We start from the raw sequence: 23,564 nt of genomic DNA, 5'->3' as shown, positions 1-23,564 counted from the left end.
TGCCCGGATTCAGGGCCGCCCCCTCGACCGGCTTGAGTGGTCGCTCCCCGCTCGCGCATCCCACATGTCGGAAATAGCCCCAGGTCCGGTCCTAGATCAACCGCTTAGCGTCGTTTTGGTCTGGAAGCTGCGAGGGCTAGTGGCCGATGCCGCCCTTTCGATGTAGCGCCGCCCCTCTACCTGGGTCGATTCCGCTCCCGGTGGTGCTCACTTGTCAGCGAGGTTGCTCCGGATCCTGTTGGCGAGGGTGGTGGTGGCTTCCTGGGGTTCGGCGTCGAGGTCGGCCAGTGCTGTGGTCAGGGCGCGGAGGAGGATGCGGATGCCGTCGGTGTCGCCGAGTGCGTGGCGGGCGTGCATGGCGCGGGTGTAGAGGGTCTCGTTGTAGCGGTCCAGGGCGATGGCCTTGTCGAGCAGGTCGGATGCGGCCTGTGGGTCCGTGTCGATGAGGTCGTCGGCGAGTAGGAGGTGGGCCTCGGTTGCCCAGCGGCGCACGGTTTCCCGGTGGGGTGGGAGCCATTCGTAGTCTTGGCCGTCTGCCAGGGGTGCGGTGTAGAGGTCGCAGGCGGTGGTGAGCAGTTCGCGGCGGCGTGGGCCAGTGGCGATGGTGGCGGTGCGCATGAGGTCGCGCAGGGTCCAGACGTCGACGTCGACGGTGGTGGGGTCGAGCCGGTAGCGTCCGGCGCTCTTGATGACGTAGGCGTTCTTCGCGTTGGGGGTGGCGGCGCGGGCGAGGACGTGTCGGAGGTTGCTGACGTTGGTGTGGACGCGTTGGTCGGCTTGGCTGATGCGGGCGTCGGGTTCGAGGTACTCGCCGATCTCGCGGGTGGTGACTCCGTCGGGGTGGCAGGCCAGGAACACGGCGAGTTCGAGGGCCTTGGCGCGCAGTGGTCGGCCGGGGTGGGTGATGTCGTGGATCCGCGGCGGTCCGAGGACCCGCAGCCGCGCCTTGTCAGTGGCGTCGCTCTCGGCTGCTGCGGTTGTCGGGGTATGACGGTGACGGTCGGGAGACGTGGTCTCGGTTCGGCTGGCGTGCAGCGGGACCGTCGGGGCCGGCTCGGCAGATGACGGGAGTGTGGTGGGCTCGCCGGTGTGGGCCTCGCGCAGGGTCGTGAGGATCCCGAGAGCGGTGTGGGTGTCGAGTACGGGCAGGCGCGGTGGGATTGGCTCGGTCGCCGGTCCGGAGGCGTGTGTGGTGTGGCCTTCTGCGGTGACGTCGATGGTGGTGCCGGGTGTCGATTCGCCGAGCAGCACGGCGGACACGTTCAGGTTGCCGCCCACCGTGAGCGCGGTCGTGGCGCGGGTGGAGGTGGCGGCGGACGGGGCTGTGGTGATGAGCACGACCGGTGGCAGGGGTTCCTTGTCGGGGGTCTGTTGGCGTGGGGTGTCCAGGTCGGTCAGCGTGTGTTCGTCGAGGATGCGGCTGCGGTGCAGGAGTTGGGCCTCGACTGCGGTGAGCGCGTCGTCGAGGTTTGCGGTGGTGTGTAGCCGTGGCCATGGTGCGAGGGCGGTGGCGTCGGGGCCCAGGAGTGTGGCCAGGGTGGCGGTGTCGATGATGACTTCGCCGCGGGTATGGGGGTGGTGTGGGTTGCCGGTGGCCAGGGCCGCGACGAGTGCGGCGCGGGCTGCGGCGTGCGCGCCGTCGCCGACGATGCCGATTCCGCCGGTCGGTAGCAATGCGAGTTTGGGTACGAGGGTCGACGGCTCGTTGTTGTCGGCGTCCGGGTTCGGGGGTCCGGGGTGGTGGGCAGTCACGGCGCGGCGTACCTGCACCACGGGCGGCGGGAGTTTGGCGGGTGGATCGGTGTCGGGTTCACCGGTGTAGCGGCGTCGGCGTTGCAGCCAGACCAGGGTGGCGGCGGCGCTGATCGCGACGGCGAGCGACCAGGGCAGCCAGTCGCCCCCTGACAGCTGCACTCCGTCCTGGTCGGTTGCGACCGCAGGGCCGTGGGTGTCGGGGTTGGTCGGCGTGGCCGGCGACGAGGTGAGGTCGGCAGTCGTCGAGGATGTGGTCGGGGTTGAGGCGGGCGTACTCGCTGCGGCCGAGGGTGTGGCGCTGGGGACGGCTGGTTCCTCGGTGGTCGGTGGTGGTGTGGTGGGGTGTGGCCTGTCCGGGTCGGCGCTCGGCGATGCCGATGGCGTCGCAGGTCGGGACGGCGTTGCCGGTGGCGGCTTGGGTGGTCTGGCGGGTGTGGCGGTGTGTGGTGGGCGGGCGTCGGCGGGCAGGCGCAGTTCCCAGCCGGGGTAGATGAGGTCGCAGTCGCGCAGGGTGCCGCCGACGCCGGGAAAGTGGCGGTGCTTGTTCAGGCTGCAGATCTGCGGCCAGCGGTTGGCGTCGCCGAGCCAGTCTTTGGCGACCTTGGACAGGGTGTCGTGCCGCTCGACCGTGTACAGGTAGTGCTGCTCGGCGACCTGGATGATGGCGGGTCCACGGGCGGCGGCCTGCCGGGGAACATCGGCGTGCTCTGCGGCGGCGGCGGGCGTGGACGGCGGGTCCGGGTTCGCTACGCGGCCGAGCGGGCCGGCGGGGGTGACGGCGAGCGCGGCGGTGCCGGCCAGGCCGAACACGAGCCGGTGCAGCGGGGCCGGCAGCCTGAGCGCGGGAACGCGCCACCGGGTCAGCCCGGTGAGGATCTCGGCGAGCAGGAGCAGCGCGAAGACGCCCCACAGCAGCCACATCGCCCACAGGGCCGCGCCGATGAGGACGTCCGGGGTGAACCGTCCGCTGGACCGTTCGAACCAGTCCGGGATCTGCGACCACGCCGGTAGCCGTCGCACCGGGTTGCCGCCGACGACCCACAACAGCGCCGGTACTCCCGCCAGGAAGAATCCGGCACCGATAACGGCGCGGGCGGCGCTGGTCAGGGAACGGGACAGCGACCTACGGTGTCGGGGCGGGTCGTGGGGAGGATGGACGGTGGCCCGCGCACCGTATTCGGCCAGTCTGTCGCCTCGGTCCGGGGACATCTGCGGCACCTGCCCCTCCCTGCGGCTGATCGTCAATCTCTTCCCATACACGAGGATCAGCATCTCCGACCATCCCAGCCGGAAGGATTCTCATCATTCGCGCACCGGGAATCATGGGAGAGGATCACGGTTGACAATGCCTCGCCACCACGGGCGAGACTGCCTCTCATGGTCAACGGGGACGCCAGGTTGTCGATCGACCTCAGCTCCTCGGCCATCGCCGCCACGGTCAGCCGGCAGGGCACCCGGGTTCCCATCCTCATCGACGGTCGGCTCGTCATGCCGCCGGGCGTCGCCGTCGGCCCCGCCGGTGACCTCTACGTCGGTGTCGACGCCGCCGCCGTGCGGTCGCTGCCCGCAGACCATCGGTTCGTCAACCACCCGGCCGACCACCTCGCCAGCCCTGCCCAGGCTCCCGATCCGGCACGACCCGGCCCCGTGGATGTCCTCGCTGCGGTCCTGCGGCACGCCAGCAACCACGCCACCCACCAGGTCGGCCAGCCGATCACCGACCTCACCGTGACCATCCCACCGGCCTGGGGACCACGCCGCCGCACACACCTCAGCGAGGCAGCGGCCCGAGCGGGACTACCACCGCCGGCCCTGGTCACCGCACCCGCTGCCCTGGCCACCTACACCACGACACTCGGCCTCACCACACCCGAGAACTCCTGCGTACTCGTCTGCCAGGCCGACCACCATCCACCCACTCTCACCGTCCTGCAGACGGTCAGCGACGGCTACCGCGAGCTGGCAACACAGCAACTCCACGGCCCACACGACCTCGACGATCTCATCGCACGACACGTCGTCGCCACCGCGACCACCGGCCACGACCCGCTCCGATCAGCCGGCGACCACACCGACACGATCACAGCGCAGGACCACGGCGCTCTCCGGGAGTCCGTCCGCACCGCCCGGCACCAACTCGTCCAGCAGGAGCGGGCGCCGGTCATGCTCCCCACACCCCACCACCCTGCGGTCATCACCCGCGACGACATCACCACCGCCACCCAGCCCCTCCTCGACCAGGTGCCCGACGCAGTCGCCCACCTCCTCGACGCGGCTGACGTCGACACCGAACACCTCACCGCCGTCATCGTGAGGCCAGCGCCCGGCGTGCCCGCACTGACCGACCGCCTCGCCGCAGCGACCCGCGTCACCCCCACCATCGTCGACCACTCCCACGCCCTCGCCGACGGAGCCCTGACCCTCACCACCACCCACCAACCCGGGCCCCTGGCCGCTGCCGCCCAACTCCCCCGCATCCGGCTGCGCATCAGCGACCTCACCGGCGCCCTCCTCATCGGCGCATGCTCCCTGGCCCTGCTGCTGCAAGCCGTCCTCACCGCCGACATCACCACCCTCTTCACCAGGGTGGTCGAAGCCCGCATCTCCCTACCGCAACTCGGCACCGCCGGCGCGCTCGCCATGCTCACCGCGTTCGCCGTGGCACACCTGGCACCCACCACCTGGCTCGCCGGAACACCCGCCACACCCACGCCCGAACCCACCACAGGCAGCCTCATCCGACGCGGATACCTCACCGCCGCCGTCGGCGGCACCATCACCGCCGCCCTCTACGGCCTCGCCACCGGCACCGCCGTCGGACTCGACTACACCCCCTACCTGAAATGGGCTCTTGGCACCGCCCTGCCCCTCGCGCTCTGCGCCACCCTCATCGCCGCCACCGCACCCCGCATCCCCGCCGACGCACTACCCACATGGCTCGCCATGACCCGCCCCGCCATCACCCACACCGTCACCGCAACCGCCGGCATCTTCCTCATGCGCGCCGCCCTCACCATCACCACCCCCGTCGACCTCACCGGCATGCCCGGCCTCGTGGGCAGCCTCGGAGCAGCCCTCCTCGGCACCGCCACCGCCCTCACCGCAACCCGCACCCGCCTGGCCCGCACCATCACCGCACCCGGCCTGGCCATCGGCTACGCCCTCGTCTTCACCTACAACACCAACAGCGCCCTCATCGCCGGCTACCTCATCGCCCTCACCTGGTGGGGAATCCGCCTCACCAGCAACACCCTGCAACTGGCCTTCCCCAACGTCCGGTCAGCGCTACACCGCCTCACCGGTCACTCTGACGGCTGAACAGTCGCCGGAAGCAGACGAAGACCACGGCTCAGTTCCGTGATTGGCGCGGGATTTCCGCTCGTCCGAGGCGATTCGTCCGGCCGCCGATCAGAAGGCGGTGGCTGAGAAGGGACGCGCCCCGCTGCCTCGGACGCATCTCCAGGCACGAAGCCGCACGTACAGGCTCATCGTCGAGCCGGTCACCATATCGCCAAGCCCGTCGAGCAGTCGGCGGGCTTTCTGCATTTCTCAGCCCGCCAACCGAGCCAGCCCTCATGGCGCAGACGTCGGGCTATCTCCGCCTGCCCCGAAGGAGGACCCAATCGCCAAAAGCTGATCGGCCAGCACTCAGCACAAGGCCATTGAGGCCCGCACCACGTCGGCCGTCCTGTCCACACTCGAACGTCTCCCGCAGCGAGGGGAACCACCAGTAGTCCACTCCCCATTCAGCAGTCAACCGAGCCGACCCAGGTCTTGGCCTACGCGACAAGGACAAGAGCGACGGCACGCGGCAGCTCACCGCTCCGACCCGAGGACTGCCAGCAACGCACGGCGCTCCATCCCGTACCGCATCGCTGCCTCGACAGCTTCTCACGGCCCACTGGCCGACACCGCGTCGCTCTAGAAGCTATGCATCGAGACCGGCACCAACCCGAACCTCCACTTTGCCAATCTTCCGAAAGGCCACCCCACTATGGGAACACATCAGAACCACCGAACCCTCAATCTCCACCTGAAGAGTCGACTGAGGCCAACCTTCCCAGCACGCTCATTCACGCCTAGTCCTGATGCGACTCCGCTCGATATTCCACAACTGGCGGAGCGGACCTCCACGGACATCATCGGCAGGCTTGACACCTCAGGACCGCAACGAATGGATAGACACCCACAGCCGACACATACCGCGACCATGCACATCATCAGCGGCACCGGCCCCCTTTTCCAGTCAGGCTGCAATGAAAGGAAATCCGATCGATGTCCGCCCCACCCCCAACCCCGCCCCGGCACCGGGCCGTCAGGCACCACCGGCCGCCGGCATCTGGCCGGCCACGCCACGCCGGGCCAGCAGCCCGGTTCCGCCTATCCGCCGGGCCAGCGATGAACGGCCCGAACGCCCCCGAGTGGCGGCCCGACCCTCTGCTGACCATCGATGACCTCGCCGCCTGGCTGGGCAAGCCCAAGAACACCCTCTACGCCTGGCACAGCCGAGGTAAGGGCCCCCGCGCCATCCGCGTCGGCAACACGCTGCGTTACCGGCGCAGCGAGGTCGAGCGCTGGCTCGATGAGCACACCGACGCGGAGCGGTAGGCCATGTCCCGACCTGAACTGCCCATCGGAACCTGGGGCAAGATCCGCACCGAGAAACTCGGACCCCGCCGGTTCCGCGCACGGGCCCGGTTCCGCGACTACGACGGCAAGACCCGCGACATCGAGGCCACCGACACCACCGGCCCAGCCGCCGAACGGGCGCTGAAAATCAAGCTACGTGACCGCACCACCCCCAACGACGACGAGATCACCCGCGAGACCCACGTCAGCAGACTCGCCGAACTATGGATCGAAGAGATCACCACCGAGGAACGGATCGCACCACAGACCATCCACCGATACGCGACCAGCGTGCGCGCGGCGATCCTGCCCGCCCTCGGCAACCTGCGGATCCGCGAGGCCAGCGTCGGGCGACTGGATCGGTTCCTGCGCGACATCGCCAAGGACCGCCCCTCGGCCGCCAGGGGCGCGAAGGTCGTCCTGAGCCAGATGTTCGCCCTCGCCGTGCGCCACGGCGCGCTCCCCACCAACCCCGTACGCGACACGGGTCGACTGCGCAAACCTCGCCGCGCAGTCGTCATCCTCTCCGACGAACACCTCCAGGCCGTCCGCACCGCCATCCGCGACTGGCAGCGGCCGGTCCCCGGCAAGCCCGGGCCTCGGCACACCGGCGACCTGGCCGACGTCGTCGACCTCATGCTCGCCACCGGAGCCCGCATCGGCGAGATCCTCGCCCTGCGTTGGGCGGACCTGGACCTCGCCACCGCACGCCCCACCCTGACGATCTGCGGCACCCTGGTCTTCGTCACAGGCCAGGGCTTCTTCCGACAGCCCTGGACCAAGAGCGACGCCGGCTACCGCATGGTCGTCCTGCCCCGGTTCGCCGTCGGCATGCTCCTGGCCCGCAAGCTCGACGCCGCCGACAACCCCCACGACGCGATCTTCGCGTCCCGACGCGGCACCTGGCTGTCACCCAACAACGTCCGCCGCCAGTGGCGCCAGGCCCGCGCCGACACCGACCTCGCCTGGGTCACCCCGCACACCTTCCGCAAGACCGTGGCCACCCTCATCAAGGAAGAGACCAACACCAAGAACGCCGCAGCCCAGCTCGGGCACTCCAGCGAGGAGGTCACCGCCACCTACTACATCGCCAAGCCCGTCCAAGCACCGGACGTCTCCGACGTCCTCGAACGCCTCGGCGCCGACCGGAACGGACGCCCCACGCCCAGGGGGCACGACGATGACCATGGATGACAAACCTGGTTGCCGCCCCGGGTAATTGGGGGGTTTTCGGGGGGCGGTTCAAAACTCCATAGACGAAAGCAAAAGCCCTGACCAGTGTTTCCGCTGGTCAGGGCTTTTCGCGTGTCGGGACGGCCGGATTCGAACCGACGACCCCTTGACCCCCAGTCAAGTGCGCTACCAAGCTGCGCCACGTCCCGATGCTCCCGCGAGGCACTTGCTCCCTGCGACAGCCGGTACAGCTTAACGCACGATCTTCCGCACGCACGCATCGGCCCCGCCCCCGATTGCCGACCCACACCCGCTAGAGCATCCTAGGAGGATAGGGGGAAACTTCTCCGAAGGGCGTTGGTCGGATCTCGGGCCCCACGCACCCCCGTAAGGCGTGTCAGATTGGCCGGGCGGGCACCATTCACTGGGCGTGAGTCCATGCCAGGCCGCCCATGCTTCCCGCCCGGCCCCGGCGCTCCACCCGCCCACCGCCCGCCGCACCTCCGCCACCCGCCGCGCATTCTCGCCTGCCACGTCACGGGCCTCTGAACGTGGACAGTTGCTGTTCGTCCGTGACGACAACTCCACGATCACAGCGGTAGGGGTTTGGCGGCATCGGCGGGAGCAGGGCGTACGGGGTGTGGGGAGCGGGGGCGGGCATCCCCGAAGACGTAGGGACGCAGGCCCGGCCCGGCTCGAAGGACAGGCAGGAGCGCGCCGACCCGGGATAAGGACACGAACGGCACGTTGAGCCAGCTGAGGACACAGACGGCACAGCAGCCGGACGAAGACGTAGACGGCCCGCCATGCCAGACAAGGGCACAGCCGGGCACACCAAGGAACCGGGCACACGCCCGGCCCCGCTACGCAGGGCCGGGCGTGCTCGTTGAGGGTGGCGTCAACCGGTGGCAGGTGGATCAGGGGAAACGGACAAGCAGGCAGGGCGCGACGGGAACAGGAGGCGGTACGCCGTCAGCCGTGCGCCTTGCCCCGACCGCCCGGACCGAGCTTCTTGCGCGGGCGTACCGAGATCTCCACCGGGCTGCCCTCGAAGCCGAACTCCTCGCGGAGCTTGCGCTCGACGAACCGCTGGTAGCCGGCGTCCAGTGGCGCGGTGGTGAAGAGCACGAACCGAGGCGGGGCGACCCCCGCCTGGGTGGCGAAGAGGATCTTCGGCGCCCGGCCGCCGCGCACCGGGTGCGGGGTGGCCTGCACCAGGGCGGTCAGCCAGGAGTTGAGCTGCGCCGTGGGCACCCGGGTCTCCCAGCTCGCCAGGGCCTTGCGCAGCGACGGGGCGAGCTTGTCGACCGCCCGGCCGGTCTTGGCCGACAGGTTGATCCGCAGCGCCCACGGGATGCGGCGCAGCTCGCGCTCGATCTCCTTGTCCAGGTAGTACCGGCGGTCGCCGTCGACGAGGTCCCACTTGTTGAAAGCGATGACCAGGGCCCGACCGGCCTCGGTGACCATGGACAGGATCCGCTGGTCCTGCTCGCTGATCGGCTCGCTGGAGTCGAGCAGCACCACGGCCACCTCGGCGGCTTCGATCGCCCCTGCGGTGCGCAGGCTGGCGTAGTACTCGGTGCCGCTGGCCTTGCCGACCCGCTTGCGCAGCCCGGCGGTGTCGACCAGTTGCCAGGTTTCCCCGCCGATCTCGACGAGGCTGTCCACCGGGTCGACGGTGGTGCCGGCGACGGAGTCGACGACCGCCCGCTCCTCGCCGGAGAACCGGTTGAGCAGGCTGGACTTGCCGACGTTGGGCCGACCGACGAGGGCCACCCGGCGCGGGCCGCGAGGGCGGTTCTCCACGATCGTCGGGGCCTCCGGCAGCGCCTGGAGGATCCTGTCGAGCAGGTCGCCGGAGCCCCGGCCGTGCAGTGCCGAGATCGGGAACGGCTCGCCGAGGCCGAGCGACCACAGCGAGGTCGACTCCATCTCGATGGTGGCGTTGTCGGCCTTGTTGGCCACCAGGATGACCGGCTTGGCGCTGCGCCGCAGCATCTTGACGGCGGCCTCGTCCACGTCGGTGGAGCCGACCATGGCGTCGACCACGAACAGCACCACGTCGGCGGTGGCGACGGCGATCTCGGCCTGCGCGGCGATCGCCGCGGCGCGGTCCTTCGCGTCCGGCTCCCAGCCGCCCGTGTCGACGACCGTGAACGCCCGGCCGGACCACTGCGCGTCGTAGGGAACCCGGTCCCGGGTCACCCCGGGGATGTCCTCGACGACCGCCTGCCGACGGCCGATGATGCGGTTGACCAGGGTGGACTTGCCGACGTTGGGACGGCCGACGACGGCCACCACCGGCACCGGGCCGGTCGGCTCTTCGGTGTCCGCGTCGGGCTCGCGCAGCTCCACCCAGCCCTCGTCTGTGGTCACGCCACGCCCCGCTCGGTCAGCAGCGCGCGCAGCCGGTCGACGACCTCGTCGATGCCCAGCTCCGTGGTGTCCAGCACCACCGCGTCGGCGGCCTGCTGCAACGGGTCGGCCTTGCGGGTCGAGTCGAGCCGGTCGCGACGGGCCAGGTCGGCGGCGGTGGCGGCCACGTCGGTGGCGTCCTCCGCGCTGCGCCGCTGGGCGCGCGCGGCCTCGGAGGCGGTCAGGTAGACCTTCAGGTCCGCGTCGGGGACGACGACCGAACCGATGTCGCGGCCCTCGACGACGATCCGGCCGGCCTTCGCGATCAACTCCCGCTGCCGGGCCACCAGCAGGGCCCGCACCGACGGTACGGCGGCCACGGCGGAGACCGCGCCCGTGACCTCGGGGCCCCGGATCTCGGCGTCGACGGTCACGCCGTCGGCGGTCACGGCGTACCCCTGGGGGTCGGTGCCGATGCGCAGGTCGACCTCGGCGGCGACCTTGCCCACCGACTCGGCGTCGGTCAGGTCGACCCCGGAGCGCAGCACGGCCCAGGTGATCGCCCGGTACATCGCGCCGGTGTCCAGGTAGCGGGCCCCGAGGCTCACGGCGAGCCGCCGGGAAACGGTGGACTTACCCGAACCGGACGGCCCGTCCACAGCGACCACGCAGCGCCCGGCCCGTACGTTTTCCTCCACCGTGATCCTCCTCAGCCCGTGCCTCGCGGGGCCCGGCGGCCCGTCGCGAGCGGTTTGTCGTCGTCGTCAATCATGCCCGCGGCCCGTCGAGGGGCCGCGCGCGACGCCGTCGGTGGCGACCCACGCCACCGTGCGTCCCGTCCGGGACGTCACGGAAGCCTACCTGTTGGGGTACCCCGTCCTACGGGGTCAGTCACCCACCGCCTTGAACAGGGCGGCGACCTCGGCGTTGGTGAGCCGCCGGGTGCGACCGGCGCGCAGGTCGCCGAGGCGGATCGGCCCGATCGAGGTACGCACGAGGCGCGACACCGGGTGCCCGACCTCGGCGAGCAGGCGTCGGACGATGTGTTTGCGCCCCTCGTGCAGGGTCAGCTCCACCTGGGCGGTCTTGCCCAGGGTGTCCACCACCTTGAAGGAGTCGACGGTGACGGGGCCGTCCTCCAGCTCGACGCCGGCGGCCAGCCTCTTGCCGAGGTTGCGTGGGATCGGCCCGGCCACCTCGCACAGGTAGGTCTTCGGCACCCCGTACGACGGGTGGGTGAGCCGGTGGGCGAGGTTGCCGTCGTTGGTGAGCAGCAGCAGGCCCTCGCTTTCGGCGTCGAGCCGCCCGACGTGGTAGACCCGCTGCTCCACCCGGTGGCCGATGAAGTCGGACAGGGCGGTGCGGCCCTTCTCGTCCGCCATGGTGGAGACGACCCCGCGGGGCTTGTTCAGGGCGAGGTAGACCAGCCGGGTGTCGGCCTGGAGGCGCTCGCCGTCGACGAAGATGACGTCGCGGGTGGGGTCGGCCCGGTCGCCGAGCTGGGCCACCTTGCCGTTGACGGTGACCCGGCGGCGGAAGATCAGGTCTTCGCAGGCGCGGCGGGATCCCACGCCGGCGGCGGCCAGCACCTTCTGGAGGCGTTCGGCCCCCTCGAAGACGGGCGCGTCGGTCTTGGGGGCACGGTCATCGCGTCGCATCGGCAAGCTCTTCTACGTCGTCGGGGAGGAACGGGGCGAGCGGGGGCAACTCGTCGACCGAGTTCAGCCCCAGCTTCTCCAGGAACATCGTGGTGGTCCGGTAGAGGAAGGCGCCGCTGTCCGGTTCGGCACCGCACTCCTCGACCAGCCCGCGGGAGACCAGCGTACGGAGCACCCCGTCGCAGTTGACACCCCGGATGGCCGAGATGCGCGAACGGGTCACCGGCTGCCGGTACGCGACCACGGCGAGGGCCTCCAGCGCCGCCTGGGTCAGCCGGACCGACTGCCCGTCCAGCACGAACCGCTCCACGTACGTGGCGTATTCCGGGCGGGTGTAGAGCCGCCAGCCGCCGGCGGCCCGGCGCAGCTCGAAGCCGTGCCCGGCGGCGGTGTAGCCGGCCGCGATGTCGTCGAGCATTGGGCCGATGCGCTCCGGGGACTGTTCGAGGACCTGGGCCAGGGTCAGCTCGCTGACGGGCTCGTCGACCACCAGCAGGATGGCCTCCAGCGCCCCGCGCAGTTCCGCGTCGTCGAGCGCGGGGGCCGGCGGTGGCACGGGAGCGGCCCGGCGCCGCGAGGCCCGCTGCTTCCGCTCCGCCGCCTCCGCCGCCTCCGCCGCCTCCCCAGCCAAGGAGATCTTGGAAGAATCCGGCCCCTCCGGGGGCCGTTCGTTTCCAAGATCTTCCCGGGCGGCCGGCGGCGGGGCGGGGGGTTCCGGTGGGGCGGGGGGACGGGGGCGGTTCCAGGGCGGGACCCAGGCGGCGGCCTGGTCGGCCAGGGAGTCCCGGCGTTCCTCGTCACTCATCACGCTGCTCCTCGCCGTCCACGGCCTCGCCGTCCACGGCCACGCCGTCCACGGCCACGCCGTTGCCGTCCTTGTCGTTGCTCGTGCCCGGCTCGGACGGGGCGCCGGCATACTCGTCGACGTGCAGCTCGGTGCCGCCGTCGGCGGGGCCGGTCCAGCGGACGGTCAACTCCTCCAGGGCCTGTTCCTGCACGAAGGACACGAGGCCCTCCCGGTACAGCTCCAGCAGCGCCAGGAAGCGGGCCACCACCTCCAGGGTGGCCTCGCAGTCGGCGCAGAGCAGGGAGAACGTGGCGACGCCGGCCCGGCGCAGCCGCTCGGCGATGATCCCGGCGTGTTCCCGGACGCTGACCCGGACCAGGTGCACGTGCGCGATGGACACCTCGGGCACCGGCTTCGGCGTCATCGCCCTGACCGCCAGCTTCAGCAGCCGCTCGGGACCGATGCCGAGCACCAGGTCGGGCAGCGCCTCGGCGTAGCGGGCCTCGAGGGTCACCGCCCGGGGGTAGCGCCGGCCGCCGACCGCCTCCAGCTCGGCGATGTGCGCGGCGGCCTCCTTGAACGCCTTGTACTGCAGCAGCCGGGCGAAGAGCAGGTCCCGCGCCTCCAGCAGCGCCAGGTCCTCCTCGTCCTCGACCTCGGCGGTGGGCAGCAGCCGGGCCGCCTTCAGGTCCAGCAGGGTGGCGGCGACCAGCAGGAACTCGCTGGTCTCGTCCAGGTCCCACTGGTCGCCCATGGCCCGCAGGTAGGCGATGAACTCGTCGGTGACCCGGTGCAGGGCGACCTCGGTGACGTCCAGCTTGTGCTTGCTGATGAGCTGGAGCAGCAGGTCGAACGGGCCGGTGAAGTTGTCCAGCCGGACGGTGAACCCGGTGGATTCCCCGCCCGCGCCGTCGCCGGCCGGGCCGCCGCCACCGGCCACGCCAGCAGCACCGTCACCTGCCACGCCACCGGAACCGGCCACGGGGGGCGGCGGTGCGGCGGGCGGGTCCAGGGGCGGCGCGGTCACCGGACGACCGTAGTCCACGCCCTGGGCACCGCGACGACAAGGCCGCCCCGGACGACGAGGTCACCCCGGGCGCCAACAAAGCCGCCTCGGCGGGGCGCGGCCACCGACCGCTGGTGCGTCCCCGGCCGGGGACACGCGCGCCGACGACGGGCCACCCGGCCTACCGCTCCGCCTGCGCGGCGATCACCTCGCGGGCGAGCTGCCGGTAGTTGCGGGCGCCCGACGACGCTGGGTCGAGGGTGGTGATGGGCGCCCCGGCCACCGTGGACTCGGGGAACTTCACCGTCTTGGTGATCACCGTCTGGTAGACCTTGTCGCCGAACGCCTCGACCACCCGCTGGAGCACCTGCCGGCAGTGGGTGGTGCGGCTGTCGTACATGGTGGCGAGGATGCCCTCCAGCTCCAGGTCGAAGTTGAGCCGCTCGCGCACCTTGTCGATCGTGTCCAGCAGCAGGGCCACGCCCCGCAGGCTGAAGAACTCGCACTCCAGGGGGATGAGCACGCCGTGCGCGACGGTCAGCGCGTTGATCGCCAGCAGGCCGAGGGAGGGCTGGCAGTCGATGAGGATGTAGTCGTATTCCTTGCGGATCGACCTGAGCACCCGGGCGAGGGCCATCTCCCGGGCGACCTCGTTGACGAGCTGTATCTCGGCGGCGGAGAGGTCGATGTTGGCCGGCAGCAGGTGCAGCCCCGCCACGTCCGTCTTGATCAGGACGTCCTCGGCGGTGACGTCGTCCTGCATGAGCAGGTTGTAGACCGACAGGTCGAGGTTGTGCGGGTTGACGCCGAGGCCCACGGAGAGCGCGCCCTGCGGGTCGAAGTCGACCAGCAGCACCTTGCGGCCGTATTCCGCGAGCGCCGCGCCCAGGTTGATCGTGGTGGTGGTCTTGCCGACGCCGCCCTTCTGGTTGGCCATCGCGATGATCCGGGCCGGCCCGTGCCGGTCGGTGGGCATCGGCTCGGGGATCGGCTTGCGCATCGTGTAGGCCGCCGGGTCCGCCGGCCCGAGGTCCGCGCCGAGCGTGGCCTGCTGCTCGCGGAGCTCCGTCGTCCAGGTCTCGGCACGGTCACCGTTGCCAGCCATGTCCTCGTTGCCCCCTCCCGACGACCACCTGGCGTCGGAGCCGTCCGACGTCCCTCGCGGCGCCGCGGCGCACCCCGGTCCTGTCGCCCCGCAAGGTCCGCGCCATGCCGACTGTACGCCACCGGTCAGCAGGGCGTTCGGCACCGGTACGGCGTGTCGGCCCCGACCGGCCGGTCCCGGTGGGCGGGGCCGGTCGACGCGTCCCGCGGTCAGCCGCGGGCGCGGGGGTGGGCGGTGGCGTACACCTCGCGCAGCCGCTCCACGGTGACCAGCGTGTAGACCTGGGTGGTGGTCACCGAGGCGTGGCCGAGCAGTTCCTGCACCACCCGCACGTCGGCCCCGCCGTCGAGCAGGTGGGTGGCGTACGAGTGGCGCAGGGTGTGCGGGGAGACGGCGTTCGCCCCGTCCACCGGCAGCCCGGCCCGCTCGGCGGCCCGCCGCAGGATCGTCCACGCCCCCTGCCGGGTCAGCGCGCCCCCGCGCGCGTTGACGAACACCGCCGGGGTGCCCCGGCCGGCGGCCACCAGGGCCGGTCGCCCGCGCACCAGCCAGGCGCGCAGCGCCTCGACGGCGTACCCGCCGACCGGCACGAGGCGGGTCCGGCCGCCCTTGCCGCGCAGCAGCACCGCCGCCTCGCCGCTGTCGAGGCCGTCGAGGTCGTCGATCGCCGCGCCGACGGCCTCGGAGATCCGCGCGCCGGTGCCGTACAGGAACTCCAGCAGCGCCCGGTCGCGCAGCGCCAGCGGCGCGCCGTCGCCGGTGGCGGTCACCGGGCCGGCGGTCTCCAGCAGCCGCACCACCGCGTCGACAGGGAGCGCCCGGGGCAACCGGCGCGGCGGGGCGGGCGGCCGGACGTCGCGGCTCGGGTCGGCGCCGGCCAGCCCCTCGCGCAGGGCGAAACGGTGCAGCCCGCGCACGGCCGACGCGGCGCGGGCGGCGGAGGAGACCGCCAGGGGCGGGTGGTCGTCGTCGCCGGCGCGCAGCCGGGCCAGGTGCGCCTCGACGACGCCCGCCCCGACGGTGGCGAGGTCGGCGATCCCGGCGGCGGCGAGGGTGGCGAGGTAGCGGTCCAGGTCCCGGCGGTACGAGGCGAGGGTGTTCGCGGACAGGCCACGCTCGACGGTGAGGTGGTCGAGGTAGCCGCGCAGGGCCCGGCGCAGGGCCGGCGCGGGTTCCGCGCCGGCCCCGTCCGGTGCCCCGGTGCGCTGCCCGGTCAGGCCAGCACCTCGGCCAGCGGCAGGGTCGGCATGCCGTGCGCCTCGGCGACCGGCCCGTAGACGACCTGCCCGTCGTGGGTGTTCAGGCCCAGCGCCAGGGCCGGGTCGCGGCGCAGGGCCGCGCGCCAGCCGTGGTTGGCCAGCTCCAGGGCGTACGGGAGGGTCACGTTGGTCAGCGCGTAGGTGCTGGTGTGCGGCACCGCGCCGGGCATGTTCGCCACGCAGTAAAAGATCGAGTTGTGCACCTGGTAGGTCGGCTCGGCGTGCGTGGTGGGCCGGGAGTCCTCGAAGCAGCCACCCTGGTCGATGGAGATGTCGACGAGCACGCTGCCCGGCTTCATCCGGGAGACCAGCTCGTTGGAGATCAGGGTCGGGGCCTTCGCCCCGGGGACGAGGACCGCGCCGATGACCAGGTCCGCGTCGAGCACGGCCCGCTCGATCTCGTACGCGTTGGAGGCGACCGTCTGCAGGTGGCCCCGGTAGATGGCGTCGGCCTGGCGCAGCCGGGCCACGTTCTTGTCCAGCAGCAGCACCTCGGCCTGCAGGCCGAGCGCGATCGCGGCGGCGTTCATGCCGGACACGCCCGCCCCGATGACCACGGTCTTCGCCGCGTACACGCCGGAGACGCCGCCCATCAGGATGCCGCGCCCGCCGCCCTGCCGCTGCAGGTGGTACGCGCCGACCTGCGGGGCGAGCCGGCCGGCCACCTCGGACATCGGGGCGAGCAGCGGCAGCGACCGGTCGGGCAGCTCCACGGTCTCGTACGCGATGCCGGTGACCCCCCGGTCGACCAGCGCGTCGGTGCACGCCTTGGACGCGGCCAGGTGCAGGTAGGTGAAGAGCACCTGCCCGGCGCGCATGCGGTGGTATTCCTCGGCGACCGGCTCCTTGACCTTGAGCACCAGTTCGGCGGTGTCCCACACCTCGTCGGCGGTGGCCAGGATCTTCGCGCCGGCCGCGGCGAACTCCTCGTCGGTGATGCTCGACCCGACGCCGGCGCCGGACTCGACGAAGACCTGGTGGCCGCTGCGGGTGAACTCGTTGACGCCCGCGGGTGTGATGGCCACGCGGTATTCGTGGTTCTTGACCTCGCGAGGGATTCCGACCTTCACGATGCAGACACCTCTCTCCGGGGCCGACCCGCCCCGACCGCCCGGTGCGCGGAGGCTCCGTTGCCGCCGCGGTCCACCGTCCCGCCGGCGGCAGTCTAGGCGGGCCGCCCGTTTCGCGGCGCCGACACTGTGCCATCCCGTGCCCAGGGGTGCTGACGATGTGTCAGGCATCGATGGGGCCGGCGGTGGAGAGCGGATCAGCCGTTCCGCCAGTGTTCGCCTCCCATCGTCCCACCGGTGGGGTGCCGCTGCGGACAGGACGCGAGTCGATCACTATGGTTTCGCCCCATGACCACTCCTTACCAGCAGTACCCGCAGGGCGTCTCCGACAAGAGCAAGGTCGTCGCGGGTGTACTCGGCATCCTCCTCGGCGGCTTCGGCGTCGGGCGGTTCTACATGGGCGACACCAAGACCGGCGTGCTCCAGCTCGTCGTGACCCTGGTCACCTGCGGCTTCGGCGCCCTCTGGGGCACCATCGACGGCATCCTGATCCTGGTCAACGGCGGCGTCGACGGGCAGGGCCGCCCGCTGCGCGACTGATCTCCACCTCGTCTCGAAGGGGGCCGTGCGGCGCGCCGCACGGCCCCTTCCCGTCACGTTCCGTCCGCCGGCCGACGCGGACCACCGTCGGGCCGCCGGCCGGCTCGGCTCAGCGCGGCAGCGGCGCGTCCGGGCGGCGCAGCGCCGACCAGCCGACGTCCCGGACGCGGGCGGCGGCGAGCAGCCCCGCCACGGCGGAGGCGTTGGTGATCTCCCCGGCCAGCACCATCCGCACCGCCTCGTCGAGGTCGACCCGGACGACCTGGAGGTCGGCCTCCTCCTCGCTGCGTTCGTGGCGCTGCCCGGCCGGCACGTCGGCGAGGTCCCGGGCCAGGAACACCCGCACGACCTCGTTGGAGAAGCCGGGTGAGCTGTGCAGGTCGACCAGCACGTCGATGGTGCCGGCGGTGAGGTCGGCCTCCTCGGCCAGCTCCCGGGCCGCGGCGGCGGCCAAGTCCTCGCCGGAGACGTCCATCAGCCCGGCGGGCAGCTCCCACAGGTGCCGGCCGACCGGGTGCCGGTACTGGCGGATGAGGACCACCTGGCCGGCGTCGTCGAGGGCCACGACGGCGACCGCGCCGACGTGCCGGACGTAGTCGCGGGCGGCGGTGCCCCCGCCGGGCATGGTGACCTCGTCGGTGACCACGGAGAAGATCCGCCCGGCGTAGCGTTCCCGCCGGTCGGTCACCTCGTAGCGGTGCTCGACGGCGCTCACGACGCCGACGCCGTCTCGCGCCCGGCGGCCGCGCCGCCGTTGTGCTCGGCCCTGCCCGCCGCCTCCGCCGCGCCGCCGAGCGCGTCCAGGTCGACCGGGAGCTGGTCGGCCTCGGAGTAGGCGACGGCGGCCTTCACGAATGCCGCGAACAGCGGGTGCGGCCGCGTCGGGCGGCTCTTCAGCTCGGGGTGCGCCTGGGTGGCCACGAAGAACGGGTGCAGGTCGCGGTCCAGCTCGACGAACTCGACGAGCCGGCCGTCCGGGGAGGTGCCGGAGATGTGCAGCCCCGCCTTGGTGAGCTGGTCGCGGTAGGCGTTGTTCACCTCGTACCGGTGCCGGTGCCGCTCGCTGACCTCGGTGGCGCCGTACGCCTCGGCGACGATCGACCCCCCGGCCAGCTTCGCCGGGTACGCGCCCAGCCGCATGGTGCCGCCCAGGTCGCCCCGGCCGGCGACGATGTCCTCCTGGTCGGCCATGGTGGCGATGACCGGGTGCGTGGCCTCCTCGTCGAACTCCAGGGAGTTGGCCCCGTGCAGGCCGGCCAGGTGCCGGGCCACCTCGATGGTCATGCACTGCAGGCCGAGGCAGAGGCCGAGCAGCGGCACGCCGTTCTCCCGGGCGTACCGGGCGGTGCCGATCTTGCCCTCGATGCCGCGTACGCCGAAGCCGCCGGGGATGACGATGCCGTCCACGCCGGCCAGGGCCGCCGCCGCGCCGGCCGGGGTGACGCAGTCGTCGCTGGGCACCCAGCGCAGCTGCACCCGGGCCCGGTGGCCGAACCCGGCGGCCCGGATCGCCTCGCTGACCGACAGGTACGCGTCGGGCAGGTCGACGTACTTGCCGACCACCGCCACGGTGACGGTGTGCCGGGGCTGGTGGACCCGGTCGAGCAGGTCGTCCCAGCTGGCCCAGTCCACGTCGCGGAAGGACAGGCCGAGGCGGCGCACCACGTACGCGTCGAGGCCCTCGCGGTGCAGCACCTTCGGGATGTCGTAGATGCTCGGGGCGTCGGGGGCGGCGACGACCGCCTCGGTGTCGACGTCGCAGTAGAGCGACAGCTTGACCTTGACCTTCTCCGGGATCTCCCGGTCGCAGCGCAGCACCAGCGCGTCGGGCTGGATGCCGATGCTGCGCAGCTGCGCCACCGAGTGCTGGGTGGGCTTGGTCTTCAGCTCGCCCGACGGTGCCAGGTAGGGCACCAGGGAGACGTGCAGGTAGAAGCAGTTGTCCCGGCCCAGGTCGTGGCGGACCTGGCGGATCGCCTCCAGGAACGGCAGCGACTCGATGTCGCCGACGGTGCCGCCGACCTCGGTGATCACCACGTCGGGGATCTGGCCCTCGGCGTCCGGGTCGGCCATGCCGAGGATGCGGGCCTTGATCTCGTTGGTGATGTGCGGGATCACCTGGACGGTGTCGCCCAGGTACTCGCCGCGCCGCTCCTTCGCGATCACGTCCGAGTAGATCTGGCCGGTGGTGACGTTCGCCTTGCCGGACAGGTCCCGGTCGAGGAAACGCTCGTAGTGCCCGACGTCGAGGTCGGTCTCGGCACCGTCCTCGGTGATGAAGACCTCGCCGTGCTGGAACGGGTTCATCGTCCCCGGGTCGACGTTGAGGTACGGGTCCAGCTTCTGCATCACCACGCGCAGCCCGCGGGCCGAGAGGAGGTTGCCGAGGCTGGAGGCGGTGAGGCCCTTACCCAACGAGGAGGCGACGCCCCCCGTGACGAAAATGTGCCTGGTCGTCCGTGCTGAAGGGGCCAAGGCCTGCTCCCGTGTCGTCCGTCGCGGTCGTGCAGACCGTCGTGCCGATCAGTGCCGAACAACCGGCCGTGCCGGCTGCGGGCCAAGTGATCACGCGATCCACGGGACTCCACGGTAACACCTCCCCGGGCCGGGTCCGCAGGCCGCACCCGAGGTCGCCCGGCCGGGCGGCGCACCAGGTCAGGCCGTCGCGACCCCCGTCGATGCGCGGGCGGCCCGCCCGGGGGCCCGGTCCGGCGCGTCCCCGCCGCCGCCCGCGGCGCCGTCGGTGGGCGCCGCGGGGGGCGGGTCGGCGGGTGGCGACGCGGTCGCGTCGCCGGTCGAGGTCTGCTCGCCGGCCCCGGCCCCGGCCCCGGTCCCCTCGTCGGCGTCGGGGCGGTCCGGGCCGCCCGGCGGGGCGACGCCGAGCCGGCCGTTGGCGGGGCCGCCGTCGCCCGGCTGGGTCCGGTCGGTGGAGTGGTCGAGCACCCGCAGCGCCGCGAGCGCCGCCATCGGCACCACCAGCGCGCCGGCGGCGCCGGCCACGTCGAGCGCGGAGCCGCCGAGCAGCCCGCCGAGGCCGGCGGCCACGCCCGTGCCGGCCATCGCGGCCCGCATCGCCGGGTAGATGCCGAACAGCCGCATCAGCCCGCCCCACGGTTGGAGCAGCGCGAACCAGACCAGCAGGGCACCGGCCAGGGCCAGCACCGTGAGCGGGCTGTTGACCAGGGTCTCGAAGTTGGCCGTGCTGGACCGGTGGACGGTCAGCCCGCCGGTGCCGTCGCCGAGGGCGGCCAGGAACCGGCCGAGGCTGCCCCGTTCGGTCGCCGGCCGGCGCAGGTCGACCACCGCGAAACCGATCATGACCGCGAGCCCCGCCATGCCCGCCCAGACCAGTCGGCTGACCGTCAGCCAGCCGCCGGTGCTGATCGCGGCGGCCACGCTCACCCCGGCCGTCAGCGCGATCGCGCCGATGGAGTCCGCGCCGAGGTAGGGGCTGCCGACCACCACCACGGCGGCCCCGCCGACGGCGACGACCACCATGGGCCGCCACCGGCGGTGGACCCGCTGGGCCAGCCAGCCGGCGCACAGCAGCGACCCGGCGGCGAACACGCCGAGCCCGACGGTGCCCAGGCCGGAGAACCGGCCGCCCTCCAGCGCCGAATAGCCGGTCACCCCGTTGAGCTGCAACCGGGCGCCGGTGAGCACGTCGGCGGCGACCACGAGGGTGGCCAGGCCGGCGACCGCGCCCAGCGGCCCGAGCGTCGCGTCGTGCCCGGGGGCGAACCGCACGGCGGCGGTCGCCCCGACCAGCAGCAGCACGGTGGTCGCCGCGAACCACCAGCCGGCGTGGTCGCCGCGCCACCACGGCACCACGTCGGCGAGCAGGGCCGCCGGCACCGCGAGGGCGGCGGCGATCAGCAGCAGTTCGACCACGGCCACCACCCGCCGGGGCACCGGCGCCGGGCCGACGGGCCCGGCGTGGCGGCGGGCGCGGCGCAGCAGCGGCAGCACCGCCACGGCCAGCAGCACCTGCGCGCCGGCGAGCAGGGCGAAGAACCAGCCGGCGACCCGCCGCTGGGCGGCGGCCTCCCGGTCGGCGTCGGCCGGCGCGGCGATCGCGGTGGGCAGGTCCGCCGGGCGACCGCCGACGGAGAGGGCGGGTCGGCCGAGGAACAGCCGTTCCGGCATCGGCCGCCCCAGCGCGGCGAGCGCCGTCGGCGCGAGGTCGACCAGTTGCAGGTATCCCTCCCGGCCGGTGGTCGGCGAGGTGAGCCAGCCCCGTTCCCAGCCCGGCCCGTCGGCGACGGCGACGTGCAGCCGCGACGGCAGGTCGGTGTCGGAGATCCCGGCGACCAGCACCAGGGAGCGCGGGGGCCGGCCGGCGAGGACCCGGGCCAGGTCGGCGTCGGCCCGGCGGGCCTGCTCGGCCCGGGCCGCCCGGTCGTCGCCGGCGACGGTGCCGAGGTCGACGACGCTCAGCACGCAGGAGCCGAGCAGCGGGGCCGGGTCGTCGGGCAGCGCCGCAGCGTACCGGTCGACGCGGCCGAACGGGCGGGCGGCGGCCACCGCCGCGCCGGGGCCGACGGCGACCGAGCAGCGCACCGACTCCGCCAGCGCGCCGGGCACCGCGCCCCAGGGCAGGCGCTGCTGGTTGTGCTGCACGACGCTCTCCTGGTCGGGCAGGTTCGCGCCGATGCCGTCGGGCTGCTCGACCGTCACCCCGGCCGGCGGGCACACGCCGCCGCCCCGACTGCCGTTCCAGGCGGCGAAGTTGCCGGCGCCCAGGGTCAGCCAACCGTCGACGGGGCAGGTGGGCCGGTGGGCGGAACGCACCGACAGGGAGCCGATCGAGCCCTGCTGGGCCATCCGCCACAGCGTCGGGGTGGTCTGCGGGTCGACGTCGTCCCAGCGCAGGCCGGCCACCCCGACGAGCACCACGAAGTCGGCGGTGCGCCGGGGCGTCTCGGTGGCGGGCCGGGCGGCGAGGGCCGTCACCCCCAGCACCACGACGAGCAGGGTCAGCAGGACCGGCGGCAGCCTGCGCAGCAGCACCGGCTTCAGTGCGCGCAGCATCACCGGCGTCCCGTCGACGGGGCGTCCGCGCCGGGGGCGGCCGGACCGCTGGTGTCGCCGGTCAGCTCCGCATAGAGCGCGGCCAACTGGGCGACGGTGTCCGCCTCGGTGGGCCACGTCGCCGCCCGCGCGGCACCGCGACGGCCCAGCTCGGCCCGCCGGTCGTCGTCGTCGAGCAGCGCGCGCACGGCCGCGTCGACCGCGTCGACGTCGCCCGGGGGCACCAGCACCGCGGCGTCTCCGACCAGTTCCGGCAGGCCGCCGACGGCGGTCGCCACCAGCGGTACGCCGGCCCGCAGCGCCTCCTGCGCGAACAACTGGCGGGCCTCCCAGTCGCTGGTCACCACGGCCAGGTCGGCGCCGGCGAGCAGGTCGGCCACGTCGGTGCGGTGCCCGAGCAGGGTGACCGGGGCCCGGGCTGCGGAGATCCGGGCGGCGAGGGGCAGGTACGCCGGGCCGCTGCCGGCGATCACCACGACCGGCGGCGGGGTCCGGCCGCGCCACCGGGCGGCGGCGTCGACCAGCACGTCGTACCGCTTCTGGGGGTGCAGCCGGCCCACGGAGAGGATCAGCGGCTGGCCGGCGGCGACCGCGAACTCGGCGCGGACGGCGGACCGGCGGCGACGCGGCGCGGGCAGCGCCGGCGCGGCGACCGGGGCCAGCCGGGCGTCGGCGGCGCCGAGGGCGGCGGCGCGCTCGACCAGGTCGGCGCTGGCGCCGAGGGCGACCCGGGTGCCCCGGGCGACGACCCGTTCGGCCAGCCGGGACAGCCCGCCGCGCAACCCCCGGGCGAGCACCGCGTTGTGCCAGGTGACCACGACCGGGGCCGCCGGCCGGGCCAGGACGGCGACGAGCCCGGCGCGCAGCCCGTGCGCGTGCACGACCGCGACCGGTTCGGCGGCCAGCGCGCGGCGCAGCGCGGCCACGGCCCGGGCGTCGGCGGGAGTCGGGCTGGCCGGGATCTCGACGGGCTGGAAGCGGGCCCCGACGCCGGTGAAGTCGAACTGTTCCTCGGTGGCGGCGGGCCCGCAGACCAGCACGGTGCGGCCCGCCGCGGCGAGGCCCCGGGCGACGGAACGGACGTGTTGGCCGACGCCGCCGGTGCTGGAGGCGAGCAACAACGCCACGGTGCCGTGCTGCCCGGGTGCCGGTGTCGCGCCCGTCACCGCGACCACCTCCGGTCCACCGCCACCCCC

General features: G+C 73.0%; 17 protein-coding genes and 1 tRNA gene. 4 read left to right on the top strand and 14 right to left on the bottom strand.

All coding sequences use genetic code 11. From position 1 onward, the window contains the following. Window positions 1-207: 207 nt before the first annotated feature. On the bottom strand, window positions 208-2,964 hold the full coding sequence (locus tag ACVMYR_RS32145) for a BTAD domain-containing putative transcriptional regulator (RefSeq protein WP_457123588.1): 2,757 nt from the start codon (window positions 2,962-2,964) through the stop codon (window positions 208-210). Between the two features lie 168 nt (window positions 2,965-3,132). On the opposite strand from ACVMYR_RS32145, the gene ACVMYR_RS32140 reads away from it, so the two are divergent. From ACVMYR_RS32140 to ACVMYR_RS32130, 3 genes are all read left to right on the top strand, one after another. Further along, complete coding sequence (locus ACVMYR_RS32140) at window positions 3,133-5,073, top strand: Hsp70 family protein (protein ID WP_457123587.1); 1,941 nt, start codon at window positions 3,133-3,135, stop codon at window positions 5,071-5,073. A gap of 1,080 nt (window positions 5,074-6,153) precedes the next feature. Then, window positions 6,154-6,363 (top strand): helix-turn-helix transcriptional regulator, encoded by a 210-nt coding sequence (locus tag ACVMYR_RS32135; protein ID WP_074479352.1) that lies wholly within the window; start codon window positions 6,154-6,156, stop codon window positions 6,361-6,363. 3 nt (window positions 6,364-6,366) lie between these two features. Beyond that, entirely contained in the window at window positions 6,367-7,578 is a 1,212-nt protein-coding gene (locus ACVMYR_RS32130; protein WP_457123586.1) for a tyrosine-type recombinase/integrase, read from the top strand. Between the two features lie 114 nt (window positions 7,579-7,692). Here ACVMYR_RS32130 and ACVMYR_RS32125 read toward each other — a convergent pair. The 9 genes from ACVMYR_RS32125 to ald all read right to left on the bottom strand — a co-directional run bounded on the left by ACVMYR_RS32125 (window position 7,693) and on the right by ald (window position 16,797). Continuing rightward, window positions 7,693-7,766, bottom strand: a tRNA-Pro gene (locus tag ACVMYR_RS32125). Window positions 7,767-8,529: 763 nt separating this feature from the next. Continuing rightward, window positions 8,530-9,933 (bottom strand): ribosome biogenesis GTPase Der, encoded by a 1,404-nt coding sequence (gene der, locus ACVMYR_RS32120; RefSeq protein WP_431897865.1) that lies wholly within the window; start codon window positions 9,931-9,933, stop codon window positions 8,530-8,532. After that, window positions 9,930-10,610: a (d)CMP kinase gene (gene cmk, locus ACVMYR_RS32115; protein WP_353901504.1), complete on the bottom strand. Its 681-nt coding sequence runs from the start codon at window positions 10,608-10,610 to the stop codon at window positions 9,930-9,932. Before cmk ends, der begins: the two co-directional genes overlap by 4 nt. A gap of 189 nt (window positions 10,611-10,799) precedes the next feature. Next, window positions 10,800-11,570, bottom strand: a complete 771-nt coding sequence (locus ACVMYR_RS32110) for a pseudouridine synthase (RefSeq protein ID WP_077939461.1) — start codon at window positions 11,568-11,570, stop codon at window positions 10,800-10,802. Continuing rightward, window positions 11,557-12,375, bottom strand: coding sequence for an SMC-Scp complex subunit ScpB (gene scpB, locus ACVMYR_RS32105; RefSeq protein ID WP_457123585.1), 819 nt, complete (start codon window positions 12,373-12,375; stop codon window positions 11,557-11,559). Before scpB ends, ACVMYR_RS32110 begins: the two co-directional genes overlap by 14 nt. Further along, the gene (locus ACVMYR_RS32100; RefSeq protein WP_457123584.1) at window positions 12,368-13,384 is read right to left on the bottom strand and encodes a segregation and condensation protein A; all 1,017 of its coding nucleotides are present in this window, start codon (window positions 13,382-13,384) and stop codon (window positions 12,368-12,370) included. Before ACVMYR_RS32100 ends, scpB begins: the two co-directional genes overlap by 8 nt. Before the next feature lie 160 nt (window positions 13,385-13,544). Continuing rightward, the gene (locus tag ACVMYR_RS32095) at window positions 13,545-14,468 is read right to left on the bottom strand and encodes a ParA family protein (protein ID WP_043968099.1); all 924 of its coding nucleotides are present in this window, start codon (window positions 14,466-14,468) and stop codon (window positions 13,545-13,547) included. Window positions 14,469-14,677: 209 nt separating this feature from the next. Then, complete coding sequence (locus ACVMYR_RS32090; RefSeq protein ID WP_077939460.1) at window positions 14,678-15,685, bottom strand: site-specific tyrosine recombinase XerD; 1,008 nt, start codon at window positions 15,683-15,685, stop codon at window positions 14,678-14,680. Continuing rightward, complete coding sequence (gene ald / locus ACVMYR_RS32085) at window positions 15,682-16,797, bottom strand: alanine dehydrogenase (protein ID WP_077939456.1); 1,116 nt, start codon at window positions 16,795-16,797, stop codon at window positions 15,682-15,684. Before ald ends, ACVMYR_RS32090 begins: the two co-directional genes overlap by 4 nt. 225 nt (window positions 16,798-17,022) lie before the next feature. Here ald and ACVMYR_RS32080 point away from each other — a divergent pair, with 225 nt between their 5' ends. Then, on the top strand, window positions 17,023-17,337 hold the full coding sequence (locus ACVMYR_RS32080; RefSeq protein WP_043968096.1) for a TM2 domain-containing protein: 315 nt from the start codon (window positions 17,023-17,025) through the stop codon (window positions 17,335-17,337). Between the two features lie 109 nt (window positions 17,338-17,446). Here the strand turns inward: ACVMYR_RS32080 and ACVMYR_RS32075 are convergent, their stop codons facing one another. From ACVMYR_RS32075 to ACVMYR_RS32060, 4 genes are all read right to left on the bottom strand, one after another. After that, window positions 17,447-18,052 (bottom strand): NUDIX domain-containing protein, encoded by a 606-nt coding sequence (locus ACVMYR_RS32075; RefSeq protein WP_077939455.1) that lies wholly within the window; start codon window positions 18,050-18,052, stop codon window positions 17,447-17,449. Next, window positions 18,049-19,812: a CTP synthase gene (locus ACVMYR_RS32070; RefSeq protein WP_077939454.1), complete on the bottom strand. Its 1,764-nt coding sequence runs from the start codon at window positions 19,810-19,812 to the stop codon at window positions 18,049-18,051. The genes ACVMYR_RS32075 and ACVMYR_RS32070 overlap by 4 nt, the downstream gene beginning before the upstream one ends. Window positions 19,813-19,992: 180 nt before the next feature. Continuing rightward, window positions 19,993-22,344 (bottom strand): hypothetical protein, encoded by a 2,352-nt coding sequence (locus ACVMYR_RS32065; protein WP_457123595.1) that lies wholly within the window; start codon window positions 22,342-22,344, stop codon window positions 19,993-19,995. 23 nt (window positions 22,345-22,367) lie between these two features. Then, window positions 22,368-23,534, bottom strand: a complete 1,167-nt coding sequence (locus ACVMYR_RS32060) for a glycosyltransferase family 4 protein (RefSeq protein ID WP_457123583.1) — start codon at window positions 23,532-23,534, stop codon at window positions 22,368-22,370. Window positions 23,535-23,564: the final 30 nt, after the last annotated feature.

The sequence above is a fragment of the Micromonospora sp. PTRAS2 genome (genome assembly GCF_054052245.1).
This window is presented reverse-complemented; position numbering and strand designations above follow the sequence as displayed.

Bases quoted from the DNA above. Each gene is read 5' to 3' on its own strand.
- ACVMYR_RS32145 (WP_457123588.1), bottom strand. From the start codon at position 2,964: ATGTCCCCGGACCGAGGCGACAGACTGGCCGAATACGGTGCGCGGGCC.
- ACVMYR_RS32110 (WP_077939461.1), bottom strand. From the start codon at position 11,570: ATGCGACGCGATGACCGTGCCCCCAAGACCGACGCGCCCGTCTTCGAG.
- ACVMYR_RS32130 (WP_457123586.1), top strand. From the start codon at position 6,367: ATGTCCCGACCTGAACTGCCCATCGGAACCTGGGGCAAGATCCGCACC.
- ACVMYR_RS32135 (WP_074479352.1), top strand. From the start codon at position 6,154: ATGAACGGCCCGAACGCCCCCGAGTGGCGGCCCGACCCTCTGCTGACC.
- ACVMYR_RS32095 (WP_043968099.1), bottom strand. From the start codon at position 14,468: ATGGCTGGCAACGGTGACCGTGCCGAGACCTGGACGACGGAGCTCCGC.
- scpB (WP_457123585.1), bottom strand. From the start codon at position 12,375: ATGAGTGACGAGGAACGCCGGGACTCCCTGGCCGACCAGGCCGCCGCC.
- ACVMYR_RS32140 (WP_457123587.1), top strand. From the start codon at position 3,133: ATGGTCAACGGGGACGCCAGGTTGTCGATCGACCTCAGCTCCTCGGCC.